Annotated in this window: 17 protein-coding genes and 1 pseudogene; 13 read left to right on the top strand and 5 right to left on the bottom strand. The window is 62.7% G+C overall.

The window, feature by feature from the left end:
• Positions 1 to 25: 25 nt before the first annotated feature.
• Entirely contained in the window at positions 26 to 1,351 is a 1,326-nt protein-coding gene (locus PMO31116_RS00750; RefSeq protein ID WP_246185089.1) for an MFS transporter, read from the bottom strand.
• A gap of 202 nt (positions 1,352 to 1,553) precedes the next feature.
• Between PMO31116_RS00750 and PMO31116_RS00745 the strand changes: the two genes are divergently transcribed.
• The 5 genes and pseudogenes from PMO31116_RS00745 to PMO31116_RS00725 all read left to right on the top strand — a co-directional run bounded on the left by PMO31116_RS00745 (position 1,554) and on the right by PMO31116_RS00725 (position 5,486).
• Positions 1,554 to 2,195, top strand: coding sequence for a helix-turn-helix domain-containing protein (locus PMO31116_RS00745; protein ID WP_174970683.1), 642 nt, complete (start codon positions 1,554 to 1,556; stop codon positions 2,193 to 2,195).
• Between the two features lie 343 nt (positions 2,196 to 2,538).
• Positions 2,539 to 3,505: pseudogene (locus PMO31116_RS00740) on the top strand (transposase family protein); the annotation flags it as partial.
• A 252-nt stretch (positions 3,506 to 3,757) separates the two neighbouring features.
• The gene (locus PMO31116_RS00735; RefSeq protein WP_281350084.1) at positions 3,758 to 4,276 is read left to right on the top strand and encodes an Hcp family type VI secretion system effector; all 519 of its coding nucleotides are present in this window, start codon (positions 3,758 to 3,760) and stop codon (positions 4,274 to 4,276) included.
• Between the two features lie 20 nt (positions 4,277 to 4,296).
• The gene (locus PMO31116_RS00730; RefSeq protein ID WP_150565015.1) at positions 4,297 to 4,815 is read left to right on the top strand and encodes a DUF2778 domain-containing protein; all 519 of its coding nucleotides are present in this window, start codon (positions 4,297 to 4,299) and stop codon (positions 4,813 to 4,815) included.
• 350 nt (positions 4,816 to 5,165) lie between these two features.
• Positions 5,166 to 5,486: a hypothetical protein gene (locus tag PMO31116_RS00725; RefSeq protein WP_246185088.1), complete on the top strand. Its 321-nt coding sequence runs from the start codon at positions 5,166 to 5,168 to the stop codon at positions 5,484 to 5,486.
• A 14-nt stretch (positions 5,487 to 5,500) separates the two neighbouring features.
• Here PMO31116_RS00725 and PMO31116_RS00720 read toward each other — a convergent pair whose 3' ends face one another.
• Together PMO31116_RS00720 and PMO31116_RS00715 are read right to left on the bottom strand one after the other, a co-directional pair.
• A complete protein-coding gene (locus PMO31116_RS00720) occupies positions 5,501 to 6,343 on the bottom strand; it encodes a PhzF family phenazine biosynthesis protein (protein ID WP_150565014.1) in 843 nt (280 codons plus the stop codon).
• Positions 6,344 to 6,390: 47 nt separating this feature from the next.
• On the bottom strand, positions 6,391 to 8,796 hold the full coding sequence (locus PMO31116_RS00715) for a plasma-membrane proton-efflux P-type ATPase (protein ID WP_150565475.1): 2,406 nt from the start codon (positions 8,794 to 8,796) through the stop codon (positions 6,391 to 6,393).
• A 310-nt stretch (positions 8,797 to 9,106) separates the two neighbouring features.
• Between PMO31116_RS00715 and PMO31116_RS00710 the strand changes: the two genes are divergently transcribed.
• The 5 genes from PMO31116_RS00710 (at position 9,107) to PMO31116_RS00690 (ending at position 13,510) form a co-directional block, all read left to right on the top strand.
• Positions 9,107 to 9,538, top strand: a complete 432-nt coding sequence (locus PMO31116_RS00710; protein ID WP_150565013.1) for a DUF4148 domain-containing protein — start codon at positions 9,107 to 9,109, stop codon at positions 9,536 to 9,538.
• 197 nt (positions 9,539 to 9,735) lie between these two features.
• On the top strand, positions 9,736 to 10,401 hold the full coding sequence (locus PMO31116_RS00705; RefSeq protein ID WP_150565012.1) for a response regulator transcription factor: 666 nt from the start codon (positions 9,736 to 9,738) through the stop codon (positions 10,399 to 10,401).
• 50 nt (positions 10,402 to 10,451) lie between these two features.
• Complete coding sequence (locus PMO31116_RS00700) at positions 10,452 to 11,777, top strand: sensor histidine kinase (RefSeq protein ID WP_343038588.1); 1,326 nt, start codon at positions 10,452 to 10,454, stop codon at positions 11,775 to 11,777.
• A 156-nt stretch (positions 11,778 to 11,933) separates the two neighbouring features.
• On the top strand, positions 11,934 to 12,479 hold the full coding sequence (locus tag PMO31116_RS00695; protein ID WP_150565011.1) for an aspartate carbamoyltransferase: 546 nt from the start codon (positions 11,934 to 11,936) through the stop codon (positions 12,477 to 12,479).
• Between the two features lie 164 nt (positions 12,480 to 12,643).
• On the top strand, positions 12,644 to 13,510 hold the full coding sequence (locus tag PMO31116_RS00690; protein WP_246185087.1) for a sulfurtransferase: 867 nt from the start codon (positions 12,644 to 12,646) through the stop codon (positions 13,508 to 13,510).
• 45 nt (positions 13,511 to 13,555) lie between these two features.
• Here the strand turns inward: PMO31116_RS00690 and PMO31116_RS00685 are convergent, their stop codons facing one another.
• Positions 13,556 to 14,002 carry a hypothetical protein gene (locus PMO31116_RS00685; protein ID WP_150565009.1) on the bottom strand — a complete coding sequence of 149 codons (447 nt, stop codon included), beginning with the start codon at positions 14,000 to 14,002 and terminating at the stop codon, positions 13,556 to 13,558.
• Positions 14,003 to 14,246: 244 nt separating this feature from the next.
• Between PMO31116_RS00685 and PMO31116_RS00680 the strand changes: the two genes are divergently transcribed.
• The 3 genes from PMO31116_RS00680 to arsH all read left to right on the top strand — a co-directional run bounded on the left by PMO31116_RS00680 (position 14,247) and on the right by arsH (position 18,201).
• Complete coding sequence (locus PMO31116_RS00680; RefSeq protein ID WP_150565008.1) at positions 14,247 to 14,726, top strand: carboxypeptidase regulatory-like domain-containing protein; 480 nt, start codon at positions 14,247 to 14,249, stop codon at positions 14,724 to 14,726.
• A 90-nt stretch (positions 14,727 to 14,816) separates the two neighbouring features.
• A complete protein-coding gene (locus PMO31116_RS00675; RefSeq protein ID WP_246185121.1) occupies positions 14,817 to 17,285 on the top strand; it encodes a cation-translocating P-type ATPase in 2,469 nt (822 codons plus the stop codon).
• Between the two features lie 145 nt (positions 17,286 to 17,430).
• Positions 17,431 to 18,201 carry an arsenical resistance protein ArsH gene (arsH, locus tag PMO31116_RS00670; RefSeq protein WP_150565007.1) on the top strand — a complete coding sequence of 257 codons (771 nt, stop codon included), beginning with the start codon at positions 17,431 to 17,433 and terminating at the stop codon, positions 18,199 to 18,201.
• Between the two features lie 9 nt (positions 18,202 to 18,210).
• Here arsH and PMO31116_RS00665 read toward each other — a convergent pair whose 3' ends face one another.
• A complete protein-coding gene (locus PMO31116_RS00665) occupies positions 18,211 to 18,534 on the bottom strand; it encodes an ArsR/SmtB family transcription factor (RefSeq protein ID WP_150565006.1) in 324 nt (107 codons plus the stop codon).
• Between the last annotated feature and the right edge of the window lie 51 nt (positions 18,535 to 18,585).

The following is an 18,585-nucleotide window of genomic DNA, read 5'->3' as shown; positions in this document are numbered from 1 at the left end:
CGCGCGCCAGGGAACATAAGCGCCATCACTTGCGCGGTGCGGGGTCCGACGGGGACGGTTTCATCTTCCACGCACTGAACGCGCCGATCAGGCCGAGCACGCTGAGATAGATGCCCACCGACCCGATGCCGCCCATGCGTGCCACCAGCGTGGCCGCAATCAGCGGGGCAAGGCCGCCACCGAGGGCTGCGGCCACCTGGATGCCGATCGAAATGCCCGAATACCGCAGCTCGGCCGGGAACTGCGCCGCATACAGGCTCGACTGCGGCCCGAAGATGATCGCGTAGTTCAACGCCAGCGTCAGCACGACCGCGAACGTGTACAGCGGCAGCGACCCGGTACCCATCACGTGGAACAGCGGGATCGCCGTCACGGCCAGCAACAGCGTGCCGAAGATGTACAGCCGGCGTGCGCCGATACGGTCGCCCAGCCAGCCGAACAGCGGAATCGTGAAGACCTGGCACAGCGAGCCGATCAGCACCGCGTTCAAGGCATCGCCGCGCGTAAAGCCGAGTCGTGCCGTGGCATACGAAATCGAAAACACGATGATCGTGTACACCAGCGTGACTTCGGCCAGCTTGCCGCCGATGGCCTGCAACAGCGGACGCCAGTGCTTGATCAGTACTTCCTTCGCCGGCAACGTGGCGACCTTGCGCCGGGTCTTCACCGCGACGAACTCCGGCGACTCCTCGACCTTCATGCGAATGAACACGCCCACCAGGATCAGCGCCGCGCTCGCCAGGAACGGCACGCGCCAGCCCCATGACAGGAACTGGTCGTTCGGCAGCAGGTTGACCAACGCGAAAGCGCCCGTCGACAGCAGGATGCCGATCGGCGCCCCCGCCTGCGGCAAGCTGCCGTAGAACGACTTGGACCCCGCCGGCGCATGCTCGACGGCCATCAGCACCGCACCGCCCATCTCTCCGCCAAACGAGATGCCCTGGCCGATACGCAACGCCACCAGCAGCACCGCAGCCCAGATGCCGATGTCGGCATAGGTCGGCAGCAGGCCGATCAGCGTGGTGCACACCCCCATCAGCACCAGACTCAGGATCAGGATCGACTTGCGCCCGATGCGGTCGCCGAAGTGACCGAACAGAATGCCGCCGATCGGGCGCGCGAACAGGCCCGAGGCAAACGCGCCGAACGCGGCCAGTGTGCCCGTCGACGGATCCAGGCTTGGGAAGAACAGCTTGTTGAACACCAACGCCGCGGCCGTGCCGTAGGCGAGGAAATCGAAGGCCTCGATCGCCGTGCCCGCCATCGACGCCGCCGCCACGCGGAACATGCGCCGATCGGATGGGGCACCGCTTTGCGTCATCGTCGACGCCTCGTGCTGGGTCGTGTCCATGTGAGTTTCGTCCTGTCGTACGCGTCGCCGCGCTGTATTGTTGTCCGGTTTCGTCCATAAGACAACTGCGTTGTCCTATGGCACCCAGTCTATTCGTTTAGAATGCGTTATGCCCCCCTGTCAAAATAGGTGTTTACGAGTAATTACAAGCCGTTGCGGACGCTGCTGGGGCAGGGCGACGGCACCAAGCGAGAGACAACTTTTGTCCACAGAAAGACGGCACACTCCGGCGCGCAAGGGCGCTCGGGCGACGGCAGAAACGCAGGGCGGGGCGACGGACGCTGCCACGCAGCATCCGGGCGAACTGGTGCGGGCCATCCGTCAGCGACGCGGTCTCACGCTCGACGAGCTGGCCACGCTGGCCGGCATGAGCAAAGGCCATCTCTCACGCTTCGAGCGGGGCGAGAAGACGGTGTCGCTGGCAGGCTTGATGCGCGTGGCGCAGGCGCTCGACACGTCCGCCGCGTCGCTGCTTGGCGAGCAGGTCGACCGCAGCGTCCTGCACATGGTGCGCGCGGGGGATCGCCATTTCCGCAAGGACACGGGCGGCGAGTACGAGTACGCGCCGCTCAGCCGTGCCAACGGCGGCGAAGGTCCGACCGCGATGCTGCTGCGCCTGTCGGCCGACGCGAACGTGAAGGAAGCCGCGTTCCACTCGGGAGATGAAGTGTTCTACGTGCTGTCAGGGGCGATCGAGATCGAGCTGGCGGATCAGTCGCTGATCCTGCGCGAAGGCGATTTCGCGCAGTTCCCCGGGCTGGTCAAGCACCGCATTCGCAGCGTGGGAAGCGACGCCGAAGTGCTGATCGTGGTGACCGGAAAGGGGCGGGGCGATCACGAGTGAGGAATGAGGGCGGCGCGTTCGCCGCTTGGCTTGATCGCTTGCTCGATGAAGGCTTCAGGCGTATAGGCGGCGTAGCCATCGAATGGCGCGGCAAAGCCGGCGCTGCATTGCGTCCGCCGACGGAAGCCGACCCTCATGTCCGATTGTGCTTGCATATTCATCATTTAACATAATGTACATTATGCGAATATCGATTGTAGTGGCTAAGTTGTAATGTCCGGTTCCAGCCAAGTTCAAATGTCCGTGTTCGAGCCGTTCGTGTGGTATCCAGATGCCCCGATCATGAATGCGAGGCAACGAATCGATGGCGCGAACCGGAGTCATTAAAGTGAGCAGACCGAGTAACAACCGGCTCACCGCGTCACGTGAGGCCGTCGCTTTGACGATTATTCGTGAGAACTATGCGGACGTTGGACCGACGCTGGCTTGTGAGAAGTTGCGCGAGATTCACGGCCTATGCCTCGCCAAAGAGACCGTACGTAAGTTGATGGTCGCTGGCGGGCTCTGGATGCCCGACCGCCAAAGGTCTACCAGCCACGTAATCGCCGCGCCTGCCTCGGCGAGCTTATTCAAATCGACGGTAGTGATCATCGCTGGTTCGAGGATCGAGCGCCAGCCTGTACGGCATTGGTCTGCGTCGACGACGCAACCAGCCGGATCATGGAAATGCGCTTTGTGCCGTCCGAATCCACGTTTAGCTACTTTGAGGCGACCCGGTCGTAATCAGTACGATGGATGCAGCCAATGCCTTCATCCCTGAATTCATTGCGGACCACAACGTACGGTTCGGCAAGCCACCACGCAATGAACACGACGCGCACCGTCAGTTGCGCGCCGACGAGAACCTGGACCTGATTTTCACCTGGCGCGAGCCGCGTTGCGTATCCAAGAGTCTGACGCTTCAATACGACGAGAAGCTGTATCTCCTGACCGAAACGCCAGAGACGCGCAAACTGGCAAGCCTGTACATCGAGGTCTACCAATACCCGGACGGTACGATCGAACTCCGGGCAAATGGCGCTGCCCTTCCCTACACCATCTACGATCGCCTATCGCAGGTCGATCAGGGAGCGATCGTGGACAACAAGCGTCTTGGGTACGTACTCCAGCTTGCACAGTGCGTTCAGGAGAAGCGGGACAACCGTCGGTCCCAGTCGCTGCCGTCAGCATCAGTTGAGGACGCGCCGCGCAAGCGAGGCCGGCCGCCCGGCAAAAAATCGCAAAGATCCTTGGGACAGGATGACGTACTTGAGGCATTGCAACGCCTGCAAAAACGCGAATGGCCGTTAGACGGGACAGCAAGACAATAGCCAGCTTTCTGCGCTTTCTATTCAAAAGCCTCGGGGTGGTCTGTTATCCACTTATGCAGCGCGTGTATTTCCCGCGAGGGTTGAACGCCCAGATATCGAGCGTTGAAAACACATTCTTCGGCAAGACCTCCAAGCTCATGTGCCGGTGGACAACGCTTGCTCAATTTTTAATATTTTTGCAGTGCTCTTTGAGCCAAATCCCATTGCTGGCAGTGGTGAATCCGCGATATTAATACGACTTTTCTTAACGCGCTGTTTTTTGGGCCTTCACTCGGCGAGGCAAGCACTAAGGCGATTCCGGTTCACCTGTGGCTCACGGACGATGGCGGCACCCCGATCAAAGGCTCTTCGACCGTGACGGATAGAGAGAACAGTATCGAGGTCATCAGTTTCAGTCACGGCCTGAACTTGCCGATTGATCGCCACAGCGGACAGATTACGGGCACGCGTCAACACTCGTCGATGATGATTGAGAAGGAGTTCGATGCATCGTCCCCGTATCTCTATCAAGCGGTCTCGAAGGGTAAAATTTTGCAAGCAGCCGACCTGCACTGGTATCGCATCAACAGTGCCGGGCGGGAGGAAGTGTTCTTCAAAATGTCGCTGAAAGGCATCAAGATTGGTGCTGTTAATCCAAGCATGGCAAATATAAAGCTCGCCGGGGACTTCAGCCTGAATCCCACCGAGTCCGTGAGCCTGATGTATGACTCCATCACCTGGTGCTATGTGGATGGCAACATCGAGCATACCGACTTATGGGACGACCGCTAGAGCGGCGCTGAGGATTATCTATGGCGCTCTTCGGCACATTCACTGTCAACAATCAGTTCTTCTCGCCCCTGACGATCTTCGGAGTTGGCACTTTTCAGGCCTACTCGGGCGACCAAGGCTATCGGAACCGTGGCGGTTGCACTGCCGTCCCAAACAAGGGGCCCATACCTGCGGGTCGCTACTGGATCGTTGAGCGACCCGAGGGTGGGCTCAGATCCAAGATGCAAGCCGGGATATGGGATTTCTATCACTCGCTCAACGGAACGCCAACCCATCGGGACGAATGGTTTGGATTATCCAAAGACGACGGGCAAATCGATGACACCGTGCAAGTGAACGGGGTGGCGCGAGGGAATTTTCGACTCCATCCATCCGGCGGCTCGGGCGTGTCGTTTGGCTGTATTACCCTGCAAAGTTACACTGACTTCGCAGCCATACGGCGGGCTTTACTGAACACGATCCGGATGCCTATTGGGAACACCGGACTTACGGCGTATGGCTTTATTGAGGTCACGACCTATGGGAACACTTGCCCGTAGAGCGGCCAAGACGGGGCTGTTCGTCGTCGTGGCGACGGTGTCGCTTTTTTACGTAAGGACCTATCCGCAGCCAATGCCATTGAGCCAACTGGATGTATGGTGGGCTATCGCTGACTGGCTAGCGGTCGGCCACCCAGATAACGTGATTGTTCCCGTGATGCTTACGGCCAAGCTCGTGGTGACCGTGGTTGTGTACGTGGCTCTCATTCGGCTTATCCGAATGTGCCGCCAGCGATTCCAGCATGACGACCCGCGCGCAGAATGACACCTTAACGACCCGCAGAATACCCTCAGGTCGTTATTCTAGAGCTCGTTAAGGATCTTCGCAAAGTGACGGGACTCAGTGCGCCATGACCAAAATGGAAGTTAAACGCGCGATGTTGCTGGCGGGCATCTGTGCACTGGGTGGCGTGGCGTGCCTCTACGTCGGATATGTGAAGACCTACCTCGACCACGAGGAGCAAACAACGTTCTTCTTCAAGAAGTCCCCGACGTTTCAGATCGAGTTCTACGACCCGTTCGCCAATGAGGGGGATGATGCGCCAATCGACAAGCTGTCACCGCGTGCCCGGTCTGAGTTCGCCAAGTATTGCAAGAATCGGTTTGGCTGGTCCGACGACACAACGCCTGCTCTCAGTGCGTGTAAAGCACAAATCCCCAACTATATGTGAGTGACGGCATTACATTAAAGAATGAGGCGACCTTCGATGCAGGTCACGGCGTCGCCGCCGATCCAAACTTTGTCGCCGACCTGCGTGACCTCGATGCAGCCGGCACGCCCCATGGTCAGGCCCTGGCTCACGCGGTATCGCGCAGGCGCCAATCCGGCCCCGAGCAGCCACTGGGCGATGCCCGCGTTCAGGCTGCCGGTCGCCGGATCCTCCGGCATTCCGTCGCCGGCGATGAAGGCCCGTACCTCGAACTGTGCGTCGCTGTCGTCGCGCTGCGGATCGCAAGGCGCAATCACGCCGACGGCCAGTCCGAGCAGCGCCTGATAGTCGGGTTTCAAATTCAGCACCTGCTGACGATTGGCCAGCATCACGGCCAGCCAGCCCGCGCCGTTGTCGACCCATTGGGCGGCGATGATCGCCCCCGGAGCCAGCCCCAGTCCCTGACGCACGCGCTCCAGAAGCTCGGGCGCCAGTGGTCCGCTACGCAGCAATGGCGGCGCCAGGAACGCCAGTTGCCGCCCCTCACGGCGGATGCGCACCAGCCCCACCGCGCATTCCTGAACAATCTCCTCGCCTTTGGGCTCGCCACCCGACTCGAGCCACGCATGGCAACTGCCAAGCGTTGGATGTCCGGCGAACGGCAGCTCCTCCCGGGTGGTGAATATCCGCAGACGGTAATCGGCCCGCGGATCGGTCGGCGCAAGAATGAAAGTGGTCTCGCTAAGGTTCGTCCAGTTGGCAAATGTCGCCATCTGCTGGTCGTTCAGCGCTTCGGCATCGAACACCACTGCCACCGGGTTGCCCTTTAGCGGCACGGAACTGAAAACGTCGACCTGCTTGAATCTCGTTGAACTCATGGAATGCCTGCCTCGTGCCCTCGTAGGATGGCGAGTCTACGCCCAATTCAATCAGCGCTCCTATCCGTCCTATCCGACCAGGCAACAAGCGCGAAACGGCGAAACACCGTTCGCTTGCCCCGATCCAAAATCAAAGCGAACACGGCAACCGCCAGGATCAAGGCGCCGACGAGCGCTACTGGAACCGCATCCATCAGCGTCCCGGTCACTGCCAACGCACACACCAAAACCACATCGACGATGCTGACCCACGCCATGAGCTTGCCCGGCGCCACGGCCCACATGGGACCGTCGCTGCGCAAAACGTAAGTGTTGGCCTGTGTCGTAAAGACAAGCAGCAGGAAAACCAGCGTTTGTCTCTGTGGCTCGCTCAACCCCAAGAGCGAGCGCGCACCGAAATATAGCGACAACGTGAAAACGAGCGAAACCGCGCCGAGCACGGCAGCAGCCCCCATGAGCTGCCCGACGCGCCAGCGTTGAGGCATCGCCGCCGGCTCGGCGCGATCGGCGGCAATACTCATCGTGACGAAATCGTTCGCGAACAACAACAGCACGAGCAACTTCGGGGAAATGGCAAATCCATCGGTCAGCCAAAGCCCTAATGTGAGGAAAACCACGATCTCCAACGTCTTCACGACCTTGTTCAACACATACGTGAGCATGCGCCGGTGGACCTCTCGCCCCACACGGACCACCGTCAGCACCCCACCCAGGCCAGCATCGGTCAAGACGACGCCCGCCGCAGCCTTGGCTACGTCGGTGGCGCTTGCCACGGCAATGCCAAGCTCCGCCTGCCTGAGCGCCGGCGCGTCATTGACGCCGTCCCCGGTCATCCCCGTGACATGCCCTGCCCGCTGCAGCGCGACGACAATAGCGTGCTTTTCCTCAGGCAGGACCCGGGCGAAGATGTCGCACTGCTCCGGCTTGTCAAGATCGTTGCCGCTGGGCACGCAGATCCGCACTCCCAGCCCGAGTCGGGCTCCCATCGCCCGCGCGGTTTCGAGTGCGTCGCCAGTCGCCATGCAAACACGCACGCCCAGCCGCCGGAGTGCTGCGATGAGCTCCGCCGCATCGTCGCGCGGAGGGTCCGAGAGCCCGATCAGGCCGATCGGCCGAATTGCCCCTGCCGGCCCCGCGGCCACGGCCAGGACTCGGGCGCCGCCACCGGCCACTTCCCTTCCCCGCGCCTGCGCCATCTGAAGTTGCGCCGCATCGGCTTCGCAATGCTCGAATACCGCGCGGGCCGCTCCCTTGAGCGCGTGCCATGGACGCCCCTCCACCTCATAAATGCCTTCGCTGAATCGAGTCGACGGATCAAACGGCCGAAAGTCCGTACGCACAGGCAAGCTGTCCGTCTGTTCACTTCCGCGATAAGCCGCAAGAATTGCCAGATCCAGCGGATCTTGCGACGCATCGTCACTGGCCATAGCGGCAGTGCGAAGCACCGTCTGCTCGTCCACATCCGCCAACGTCCTGACCTCGGAAACGCCAAGCGCATTCTTCGTGAGCGTGCCGGTCTTGTCCGAAAGGAGCGTGTCCATTGCCGCGGCCTCCTCCACCGCAGGCAACCGCGTGACCAGCACGCCCTGCTTCGAAAGTTGTGTGCTCGCCATGGCAGTGGCCAACGTATAGGTCGCCGGCAACGCAACAGGAACCGAAGCGACGAGCAGCAGCAGCGCGAACACCACGGTGTCGCCCGGCGCAAGACCGTGCGCGACTGCGTGAAGCGTGACCAGCACCACGAGCACGAAGTCGAAGGCCACCAGCCACTTCACGATGGCGAGAATGGTGCGCTGCATGTGGCTGGGCGCGTTGGATGTGCGCACGAGCTCTGCGGTCCGGCCAAAGCGGGTGCGCGACCCGGTGGATATCACTTCGCCGCTCGCTTCTCCCTGATGCACGATCGATCCGGTATAGGCGGGCTGCCCCGGGCCCGCGTCGACGGGGAGTGACTCACCGGTCAGCGCTGACTGGTCCAGCGTCACGGCGCCGGCGAAAAGCACGAGGTCCGCGGGGACGATATCGCCGGCTCGCAGATGCACCACGTCTCCCGGCACCAACTGTTGCGCGGAAATACGCCCCCATCGGGCGTCGCGCAACACGCGAGCGCTGACCTGAAGCTGCCTGCGCAACAAAGCCAGCGCGTCTTGCGCGCGACGCTCCTGCAGGAAAGCGGCCAACGCATTGAACACGAGCAGAAGCAGAATGATCAGCGCTTCCTGATCTCGGCGCAGCAACACCTGCAGGACGATCACCCCTTCGAGCATCCACGGTACCGGCCCCCAGAACTTTCCCAACAGTTGGCGCCATCCCGGTGTGCCAACCTCTTGAACTGCATTGACGCCATACGATTGCAGCCGGGATTGCGCCTGCGCGGAGGTGAGCCCCGTCAAGCGGTCGGTGGGCGGCAACGTTGCCGCGACTTGCACAGGTGGTTCAGCCGTGATCGTCATCGTCGGGCGGGATCCATTGTCCAGGGCCGTAAACGCCAGTGATGTCGGCTTGAGCAAACGTTTCCGGCCTTGCGCAAGCATACTCCGCGGCAAGGCGAGAGCGCTCGTCCTGCGTCGTCGCCAGCCCCCCGATACCGACCCCGGCCGCTATTGCGATCCCGCCAAGCCTCGGGCCGCCACAATGCCGTGTGCCTGCGGTTCGCCCCGCTAAGGATTTGCTAAGGCTTCACGCCTACGATCGAATCGAAGGTTCTGCGATGGCATCGATATTCGCGCCTTCCTTTTGATCGTCAACGTTAGGAGCTCAATCATGAAGATGTCTTATGTTGCCGCCCTGCTCGCCCTGCTGGGATCGTTCGGCGCCGTTCAGGCAAACGCCCAGGCGGCGTCCCTCCCATCGTCGATGCAATCAACGATGTCCCTCCCCGCCACCACCGATTCGCTGACGCCGCTGACCCGGGCGCAGGTGTACGGACAGCTTGTGCGCGCGCAACGACATGGCGCGCTTCAACAAGGCGACACCGTCTATCCGAGGACCGCGACGAGCCATCGGTCGAACGCCAACCTCACACGAGCCTCTGTAGAACAAAGCCTGCGCCGCGCCGAACGGCAAGGCTTGCTGACCGAGCCCCGTAACGCGTACCCTGTTCTCCACGTCGCCCCTCGTACAAGCCTGGCCCGGACGGCAAAGATTCAGGTCGCCGGCGAGTCGTCGATCCAGCATCTTTATGAAAATCCGTAATCCCCTGGCAGGACCGGGCCGCCCGCCTCGGGCAACCCGGGACCACCGATGCGGGCATGCTAAGTCTTTGCTAAGCGTCGTGCCTCACAATGTGCCCGTGTGAGGCACGACGTTCCGCAAGGGGATGCCGATCAGGCCCACCGCCGGCAATGCGCTCCGACGAAAGCGCATTGCCATGCCACCTCAGAGACCAGGACATGCGAATTTTGCTCGTCGAAGACGATCCGATGATTGGCCGCGTCGTGCGCGACTCGCTCAGAGATGCGTCGTTCGCGGTCGATTGGGTCAACGACGGACAGGCGGCCCTCGCCGCCGCCGAGTGTCAGCATTACGATCTGGTATTGCTCGATCTTGGCCTGCCTCGCAAGGATGGCCACACCGTTCTGCAAGACCTCAGAGCCAAGGGGCGACGGGTTCCGGTCATCATCGTTACCGCCCGTGACGCATTGCCGGAACGACTCAAGGGCCTGGACGCCGGCGCTGACGACTACATCCTGAAGCCGTTCGAAATGGCGGAATTGCTCGCACGCATTCGCGCGGTGATGCGTCGCCAGTCCGGACAGGCGTTGCCCGTCATGACGAACGGCGTCGTCACCCTTGATCCGGTAACGCGGGAGGCGCGAACAACCGCATCGGCCGCAGTCCAACTGTCCAATCGGGAGTTCGCATTGCTCGAGGCGCTGCTCACTCGCCCCGGCGCGATCCTGTCGCGCAGCGACCTCGAAGACCGGATTTATGGATGGGGCGAGGAAGTCGAGAGCAACGCGATCGAATTCCTCATCCATTCGCTTCGCAAGAAACTCGGTACTGACACGATCCGGAATGTGAGAGGCGCGGGATGGATGGTCACAAAGCGCGACTGAGCGACTCGCTTCGACTTCGCCTGAGCCTATGGCTCTCGGTCGCCATCCTGGTGTTTGCCGTCATTGCCGGCGTGATCTCGTTTGGCGCTGCCTTCGACGAAGCCCATGAACTCCAGGACGACATCCTGCGGCAGGTCGCCGCGCTCGTCGACAATAACCACCTCCCAACGAGCGAGTTTCAGGACATCCAGGCGCCGCAGGCAAACAGTGACGACGCACGCGTCGTTGTCCAGCGCCTCGGGGTCTCCCCGCCGCCCGGCAGCGGTCCAACCGATGGCGACGACAAGCTGCCACTGCCGTTGACGCTGTCGATTCCGGATGGGCTCGCGACCGTGAAGGTCGGCGGAGAACCTTACCGTGTGCTCGCCAAGACACTGAAATCCGGTGAGCGCATCGCCGTCGCGCAGGAAACCGATGTCCGGGACCAAATCGCACGCACCAGCGCCATTCGCACCGTCATGCCGCTGATTGCCTTCGTCCCGGTGTTGCTGCTCGTTGTCGGCTGGCTTGTTCGGCGAATATTCCGCCCAGTGGCGAGCCTCTCCCGCGAGATCGACCAGCGCCAGTACAGCGAGCTGCATGCCGTTCCGACGGAACATCTGCCCAGCGAAATTCGACCGTTCCTCCACGCGATCAACAATCTCCTGGCGCGCGTAGCCACGTCGGTCGATGCCCAGCACCGCTTCGTCGCCGACGCGGCCCACGAGCTTCGCACACCGCTCACGGCGCTTTCCCTGCAAGCCGAGCGGCTCGCCGAAGCGCCGATGTCCGAGTCCGCAAGCGAACGGCTGGTGGAATTGCGGCAGGGCATCGAGCGAAATCGATATCTGCTGGATCATCTGCTTGCGCTCTCCGGTGTGCAGGCAACCCAGCAAGACGCCAAAGCCCGCACCGACTCCGCCCTCAAGGTTTTCCGTCGCACGCTCGAAACGCTGCACCCGCTTGCCGAAGCCAAACAGATCGACATCGGCATCGAAGCGCAGGAGGACGCCGCCCTGCCGGTGAGCGAGACGGACCTGGAGGTGCTGATGAAGAATCTTGTCGACAATGCGATTCGCTACACGCCGTCCGGTGGGCGCGTCGACCTCATGCTCGAGTCGGATCCCCGTCAGGTCGTGCTTCGGGTCAGGGACACCGGACCCGGCATTGCCCCGGAAGAACGTGAGCGTGTGTTCGACCCGTTCTATCGCGTCCTTGGAACCCAGACCACGGGCTCGGGCCTTGGGTTGGCGATTGCGAAGGCCGTCGCCGACAAATCCGGGGCGCGGATTCATCTCTCCTATATCAACGAAAGCACGTCCGACGAAAGCGCCCGCTACGGCTTGGACGTGAGCGTCATCTTCCCGCCAATGTCCGTCGACCACATCAAGGGATAATGCACTGGCACGTCTGTCAGCCGCGACAGGAAAACGTCTACACTGGGAATCCGGTGACGTACGGGAAACACGCGCCTTGTCGTCCCGCGGACGCACGGGCGCTCAAGAAAACGACGCATATGACGCGCACGGCGGCCAGCCACGGAGAGTCCTCTCATGAAACGCCATTTGTACGCCGCTGCTGCGGCATCCCGGTTTCTTCTGCTGGGCGCCCTCGCGCTTGCACCGTCGGCGCGCGCCAACGACACTCCGCGCCAGATGGATGTGTCGCGACGCGGCGCCGATGTCATGCCGTTCTCCCTTGCGGCGACGACCCACGTCTTTTCGAAAACTGCCGACGGCGGCATTCAGCAGGTCGTGACCAGGACGCACGATCCGAAGCAGGTCGCTCTGATTCGCGAGCACCTGTCGGCCATCGCCCGGCGTTTCTCCGCCGGCGATTACGAAGCGCCCGGTCAGATCCATGGCGCGGACATGCCCGGTCTGGCTGCGCTTCGCGCCGCGAAGCCAGGGGAACTTGACATTCACTATCGAGATTTGCCCAACGGCGGCGAAATTGCCTACCGGTCGAAGCGGGGGCGCCTGGTCGCTGCACTGCATCAGTGGTTCGACGCCCAGCTATCGGACCATGGCCACGACGCAACCGACAAACCGGATGCCGGCATGACGCACCATCACTCGATGGAAATGCCGGCGAAATAGTCGAAGGTCCCTGGCTTGGCGCCAACCTCCCCTCGCCTTGCGCGCTCGCCTCGACCAACAAGTGGCGATGCGCCGTGCCGGGGGCGTTGATCCACGTCAACGCACGATGCCGAGTGTGACCTACGCTTGCGTATCATGCGCTGCGCATGGACAGGAGGTCGCCCGTGAGCCCCAACGTTCTGATTTCGCCGGCAGCATTGTCCGCCATGCTGAACACGGAGGCCGCCGTCGTCGTCGACACGCGCGACGCGGCCAATTACGCCGAAGCCCACATCCCGGGGGCCGTCAATATTCACGAGATCTTTACCTATCTTGCGACCTCGACGCCCGAGGGCCTGAATGCGCTTCACGACACGTTTGCCAACGCCTTCGGCAACGCCGGGCTGTCCGGCAAGGAAACCGCCGTGATCTACGAGCAATCGATGGAAACGGGGTTCGGGCAGTCCTGTCGGGGTTATGTCCTGCTGCGCTTTCTCGGCTACCCGCGCGACAAGATCAAGGTACTCCACGGCGGCTTTGCGGCGTGGCGCGCGGCCGGGCTGCCCAGCTCGACCGAGGTTCCGCATCCGACGCCCGTGACGTTTCCGCAGAACGCCGGCGCGCGCGACATTCTCGTCGATCTCGACGCAATGAAGATCGCCGTCGCCGATAAACGCATCGTGAAACTCGATGTGCGTGACGTGGACGAATGGATCGCCGAGAGTTCATCGCCGTACGGCAAGGACTTCTGCCCGCGCAAAGGGCGAATTCCCGGTTCGGTCTGGATCGAATGGTATCGAATGATGAAACCGACCCCGACGGGCAAGATGTTCAAATCGCCCGGCGAAATTCTCGCCGAATGCGCCACGGTCGGCATTTCCCGGGATACGCCCGTCATCGTGTTCTGCTTCAAGGGCGCACGCGCATCCAACACGTTCGTCGCGCTCGAAGAGGCCGGGATCAGGAATGTGCGGTTGTACTTCGGCTCCTGGAACGAGTGGTCCCGCGACCCGTCGCTGCCGATCGAAGAAGGACTTCCCTACTCGGTGTGAGGGGCGTATCCCCTGCCCCCGGGACAGGAGGACACGCCGCTGCGGTCATTTGACCGACCGGATGAATCCGGTGTGGCGGTTCACCTCGTAACGCTGCACGAGCACGTCTTTCTCTGCTGTGACCACATCGGCGGTGATCGTATCGGCATCGCGCTCCGCGACCTTTCCCAGCTTCAGGCGTGCATTGCCGGACCGTTTGAGCCACTGATCCATGTTGCTACGCACCTGGTCCACGCTCAGGTTCAGGTTTTCGCGCTGGGGCGCGCCATCCGGCCCCGCACAGGGACCGCATCCGCCAGACCAGTCCATCATGCCGGGCCCCATCATCCGACCGGCGTACCCGTCGCGCATCATCCCTGGGCCATAGCCCTGAGCGCAGCCCCAGCCGCCGCCCGACGGCTGCGCCATGGCCGGTGCCGCCGCGACCGCCAGGGCGCCCAGGGCCACCCGAAGGGCGACGAACAATCCTCGCTGTTTCATTTCTCTTTGCATGGCAATCCTCTCCTCTGCGATGAAGACGGGGGCATCGGCACCCACCGCGCGCACCGATCATGGGCACGTGTATCAACGCTAGTCGCGCTGAACACGCTCGACTTGAGGCACGTCAAGAGAATCGCGCCGAACACACGCCGGCGCTCGCCGTGCGCGCGGCAATCCGTCCGCCATTGACATCCATCAACACACGTCCGGCCGGCGATGTCCATTCTTGAATTATTGATTCGTCTGGAGAATTGTCATGTTCCGGGAAGCTCGCCACCTGACGCGCCTGCTCGCGCTAGCGCTCCTCGCCTGCTGTTTCACGTCGCTGACGGCAAGGGCGGCGCCAGGCCAGCCCGTTCAGGCGGGCGACGAGGTCAGCTACATCACCGGCGGCATCGGCGAAGACGAGGTGCGCGAATTCCGTGAAGCCGCGCCGAAATACAACCTTCGCATGACGTTTTCCTCGAAAACGGGAAGCTATCTTTCCGACGTCGACGTCACCATCACGACGCTAACGGGACACCAGATGCTGGCCGTGCGAACCGAGGGCCCGTTCCTTTTCGTTCGCATTCCGGCGGGCGGCTACCGCATCGTGGCGCAAACAGCGCGCAACTCGGAAGTGCGGAAGGTGAGAGTGCCGACACGCGGCAACCTCGATCTGCACTTCGCATGGGACGATCCCGACTACTTCGGGAATATGTATCTCTGCAAGGGCTGCCCGAAACCGCGCCGCTGATCGGCAAACGCCCTCCCCCCGACATCCGGCGGTCCCGTGTTCGGAACGCGCGAATCGTTGGCGCCCCCGCCTCCCGAACCGGCAGTTGGCATCGAATGCCCGCAACTGCCTTGTGCCGACGCCGATCGAGGACTCTCGGCGCTTCAGGTGACGCAACAACGCGCCCGCCATGGAAGCAACGTGGTGGACGCCCGAAGCCGCGGCGACTGGCGCTTCGTACTGGCCGACGTCCTTCGCGAGCCCATGTTCCTGCTGTTGCTCGCGGCCAGCGGCGTCTACTTCGCCCTGGGTGACCGTACTGAAGCGCTGACACTATGTGCGTTCGTGCTCGGCGTGGTGAGCCTGACGGTCTATCAGTCCCGCAGGGCCGGCCAGGTCCTCGATTCCCTGCGGGAGCTGTCCGCGCCGCGCGCCGAGGTGCTGCGTGACGGCGAGCGGCGATGGGTGCCCGCCACGGAACTGGTCCCGGGCGATATCGCCTTCGTGGACGAGGGCAACCGCATACCGGCCGACGGCATCGTGATCGAAGCCCACGAACTCAGCGTGGACGAAGCGCTGCTCACCGGAGAATCCACCCCGATCGACAAGCGTGGCGGTGGCCCGCCTGACGGCGCCGATGCGTCACCAGACCGCCTGCTGTTCCTCGGGTCCATGGTCGTGCGGGGGCAAGGTCGCATGCGCGTGATCGCCACCGGGTCCGATACCGCCCTCGGTCGCATTGGCAAGTCTCTGGGCGACATCTCGGAGGCGCCATCGCCCCTGCAGCGCCAGGCAAAGTCGTTCGTGAACGGATTTGCCCTCATCGCGCTGGTACTGGTCGTGGCGCTGAGCGTCATCTATCGGTGGCGTTTCGAGCAATGGTTGCCCGGGTTGCTCGCCGGCATCACGCTGGCGATGGGCATACTGCCGGAGGAAATTCCTGTCATCTTCGCCGTATTCTTCGCGCTCGGCGCCCGACGCATCGCCAGGGAGGGCGTGCTGACCCGGCGGATGAACGCCATCGAGACGCTGGGACAGACCAGCGTGCTATGCGTGGACAAGACCGGAACACTCACGCAAAACCGGATGTCGGTCAGTGCGTTGGCGGTCGGCGACCGGTTGCTCGACATCGGCCCGGACACGCCCCACATCGACGAACCCTTTCACGAGCTCATCGAATACCTCGTGCTCGCCAGCGAGATCGACCCCGTCGATCCGATGGAGCGCGCCTTTCACGCCATGGGCCGCTCGGCGCTCGCCGGCACGGGGCGCCTGCACACGGATTGGTCGCTGGTGCATGAATACGCGTTGACGCCTGAACTGCCCGCCATGTCGCATGCGTGGCGCATGCAGACGGACAGCGCGCATCACGCCATTGCGTGCAAAGGCGCGCCGGAGGCGGTTTGCGCCCTATGCCGGATGAGCGCGACACAGGCCGCGCAAGTCCTCGAGCGGGCGCGCCACATGGCCACGCGAGGTCTGCGCGTGCTGGGTGTCGCAAAATCGGAATACCTGCCCGGCGAATGGCCCGCGCACCAGCACGGCTTCGCGTTCGCGTTCGTCGGACTCGTGGGCCTGTCCGACCCGGTTCGTCCGGAGGTCGCGGGCGCCATCGCCGAATGCAGGACCGCCGGCATCCGCGTGGTCATGATGACGGGCGATTACGCTACCACGGCGCAGGCCATCGCGTCCGACGTGGGGATCGACAATCGCCATGTCGTCACTGGGCGCGATCTGGCGTCCATGAGCGGTGCGGCGCTGCGCGAGGCGGTGAATGCGTCGGAAATCTTCGCTCGCATCAGCCCCGGCCAAAAGTTGCAACTGGTGAACGCGCTGCGCGAAAACGGCGAAATCGTGGCAATGACGGGCGACGGCGTGAACGATGCCCCCGCCCTCAAGGCCGCGCATATCGGCATCGCCATGGGGCTGCGCGGCGCGGAGGTCGCCCGCGAGGTCGCGGCGTTGGTGCTGTTGCGTGACGATTTCAGCCCGATCGTCGAGGCGATTCGCCTGGGGCGGCGCATTTACGCCAACATCGTGCTCGCGGTCAATTTCACGGTCGCCGTGCATATTCCGATGGTCGCGGCCGCGACCTTGCCGGTCGTCGCCGGTCTGCCGCCGATGCTAGCGCCCGTGCACATCGTTTTCCTGCAGTTGATCATCGATCCCGTCTGTTCGATCGTCTTCGAAAACGAGCCGGGGGCTCGGAACCTGATGCGCGTGCCGCCCCGCCCGGCCCGCTCACGTCTGCTCGACGCACGTGCGCTGGCAAGCAGCGCGCTCGCGGGCACGCTGAGCGCCCTGCTCGTGCTTGCCGCCTATGCAACGCTTCTGAAACTCGACGGCGGGGTCGCCCGCGCACGCACCCTCGCATTCCTGCTCCTCGTTGTCGCCAATGTGGCGCTGATCTTCGTGACGCCCGCGATTTCGGGTCTTGCAACCGCCGAAGACCGACCGCTGGTACGCAACCGATATCTCTGGATCGTGTTGATCTGCACTGCCGTGAGCCTGACGCTCGTGACAAGCGTGCCGTCGCTGGCGAGGATTTTCGGGTTTGTCGCCCTGTCGGGCGGAGGGTGACGTGCACTACCCGCCGCCACATGCGCCCCACCGGCCCCGACAGACGAAACCTGCGACCCGTCGCCCTAGATTCGACGCACTTGCGCCAGATCAAACAATTCCATAAAATTGGAAATATAGAAACAATTATCCTCCGCAAGCCGACATGACATCTCGCATCGCCCCGGATTCGACACTTCCCGCAATCAAGCCGGCGTTTCTCGATACCACCATCGCGGCGAAACTCGGCATGGCGGGCGCCGCGCCACCGCGCATTCTGATGCTGTACGGTTCGCTGCGCGAGCGCTCCTACTCGCGACTGCTGATCGAAGAGGCGGCGCGCCTGCTGCAACGCATGGGTGCGGAAGTTCGCATCTTCGACCCGCGCGGCCTGCCCATGCCCGACGAGGTCCAGGCTGACGCGCATCCCAAGGTGAAAGAACTCCGCGATTTGTCCCTCTGGTCGGAAGGCCACGTGTGGTGCAGCCCCGAGCGGCACGGCACGATTTCCGCCGTCATCAAGAACCAGATCGATCATTTGCCGCTGTCGATGGGCGGTATTCGTCCCACGCAAGGCCGGACACTGGCCGTCATGCAAGTCAGCGGCGGCTCGCAATCGTTCAATTCGGTCAATCAGCTCCGCCAGCTCGGACGATGGATGCGCATGTTCACCATCCCCAACCAGTCGTCGGTCGCGAAGGCGTTCGAGGAATTCGACGAGGCTGGCCGGATGAAGCCGTCCGCCTATTACGACCGCGTTGTCGACGTGATGGAAGAGCTGGTGAAGTTCACCCTCCTACTGCGCGGCAGGAGTGACTATCTGGTCGACCGTTACAGCGAGCGCGTCGAGGCGCAAACACCGCTCGACGTGTCGACGGATCTGTCGGCGATCGCGATCGGCGCACGCGCGACGCCGCCCTCGGACGAAGGAAAATGATGCAACGGATCAGCACTTCCGGGGCGACGACGGTTCGCACAGCCCCGGCACGCCCTGGCAGCAATTCTCGGTCAGAAACGCGATGAGCGTGTTCATTCTGTCGATGGAAGCCGAATAGAAGATAAATCGCCCCTCCTGACGGGAGGCAATGAGACCGGCGTTGGCCAGCTCCTTCAGGTGGAACGAAAGCGTGGCGTTCGGCAGCCCCAGCGCCTCGGCAATGTGACCGACGCTGAGGCCGTCGGGGCCTGCGACGACAAGCAGCCGGAAAACGGCAAGACGGTGGCCCTGCGCCAGGGCGGCGAGGGCTTTGACGGCGTCGGAATCGTTCAAAGTAGCTTTTGGCAAGGATGAGACGGTGTTTTCAATCGCGAGGCGGCGACA

It is taken from the genome of Pandoraea morbifera, assembly GCF_902459575.1.
In the GTDB taxonomy this organism is placed as follows: Bacteria; Pseudomonadota; Gammaproteobacteria; order Burkholderiales; family Burkholderiaceae; genus Pandoraea; species Pandoraea morbifera.
This window is presented reverse-complemented; position numbering and strand designations above follow the sequence as displayed.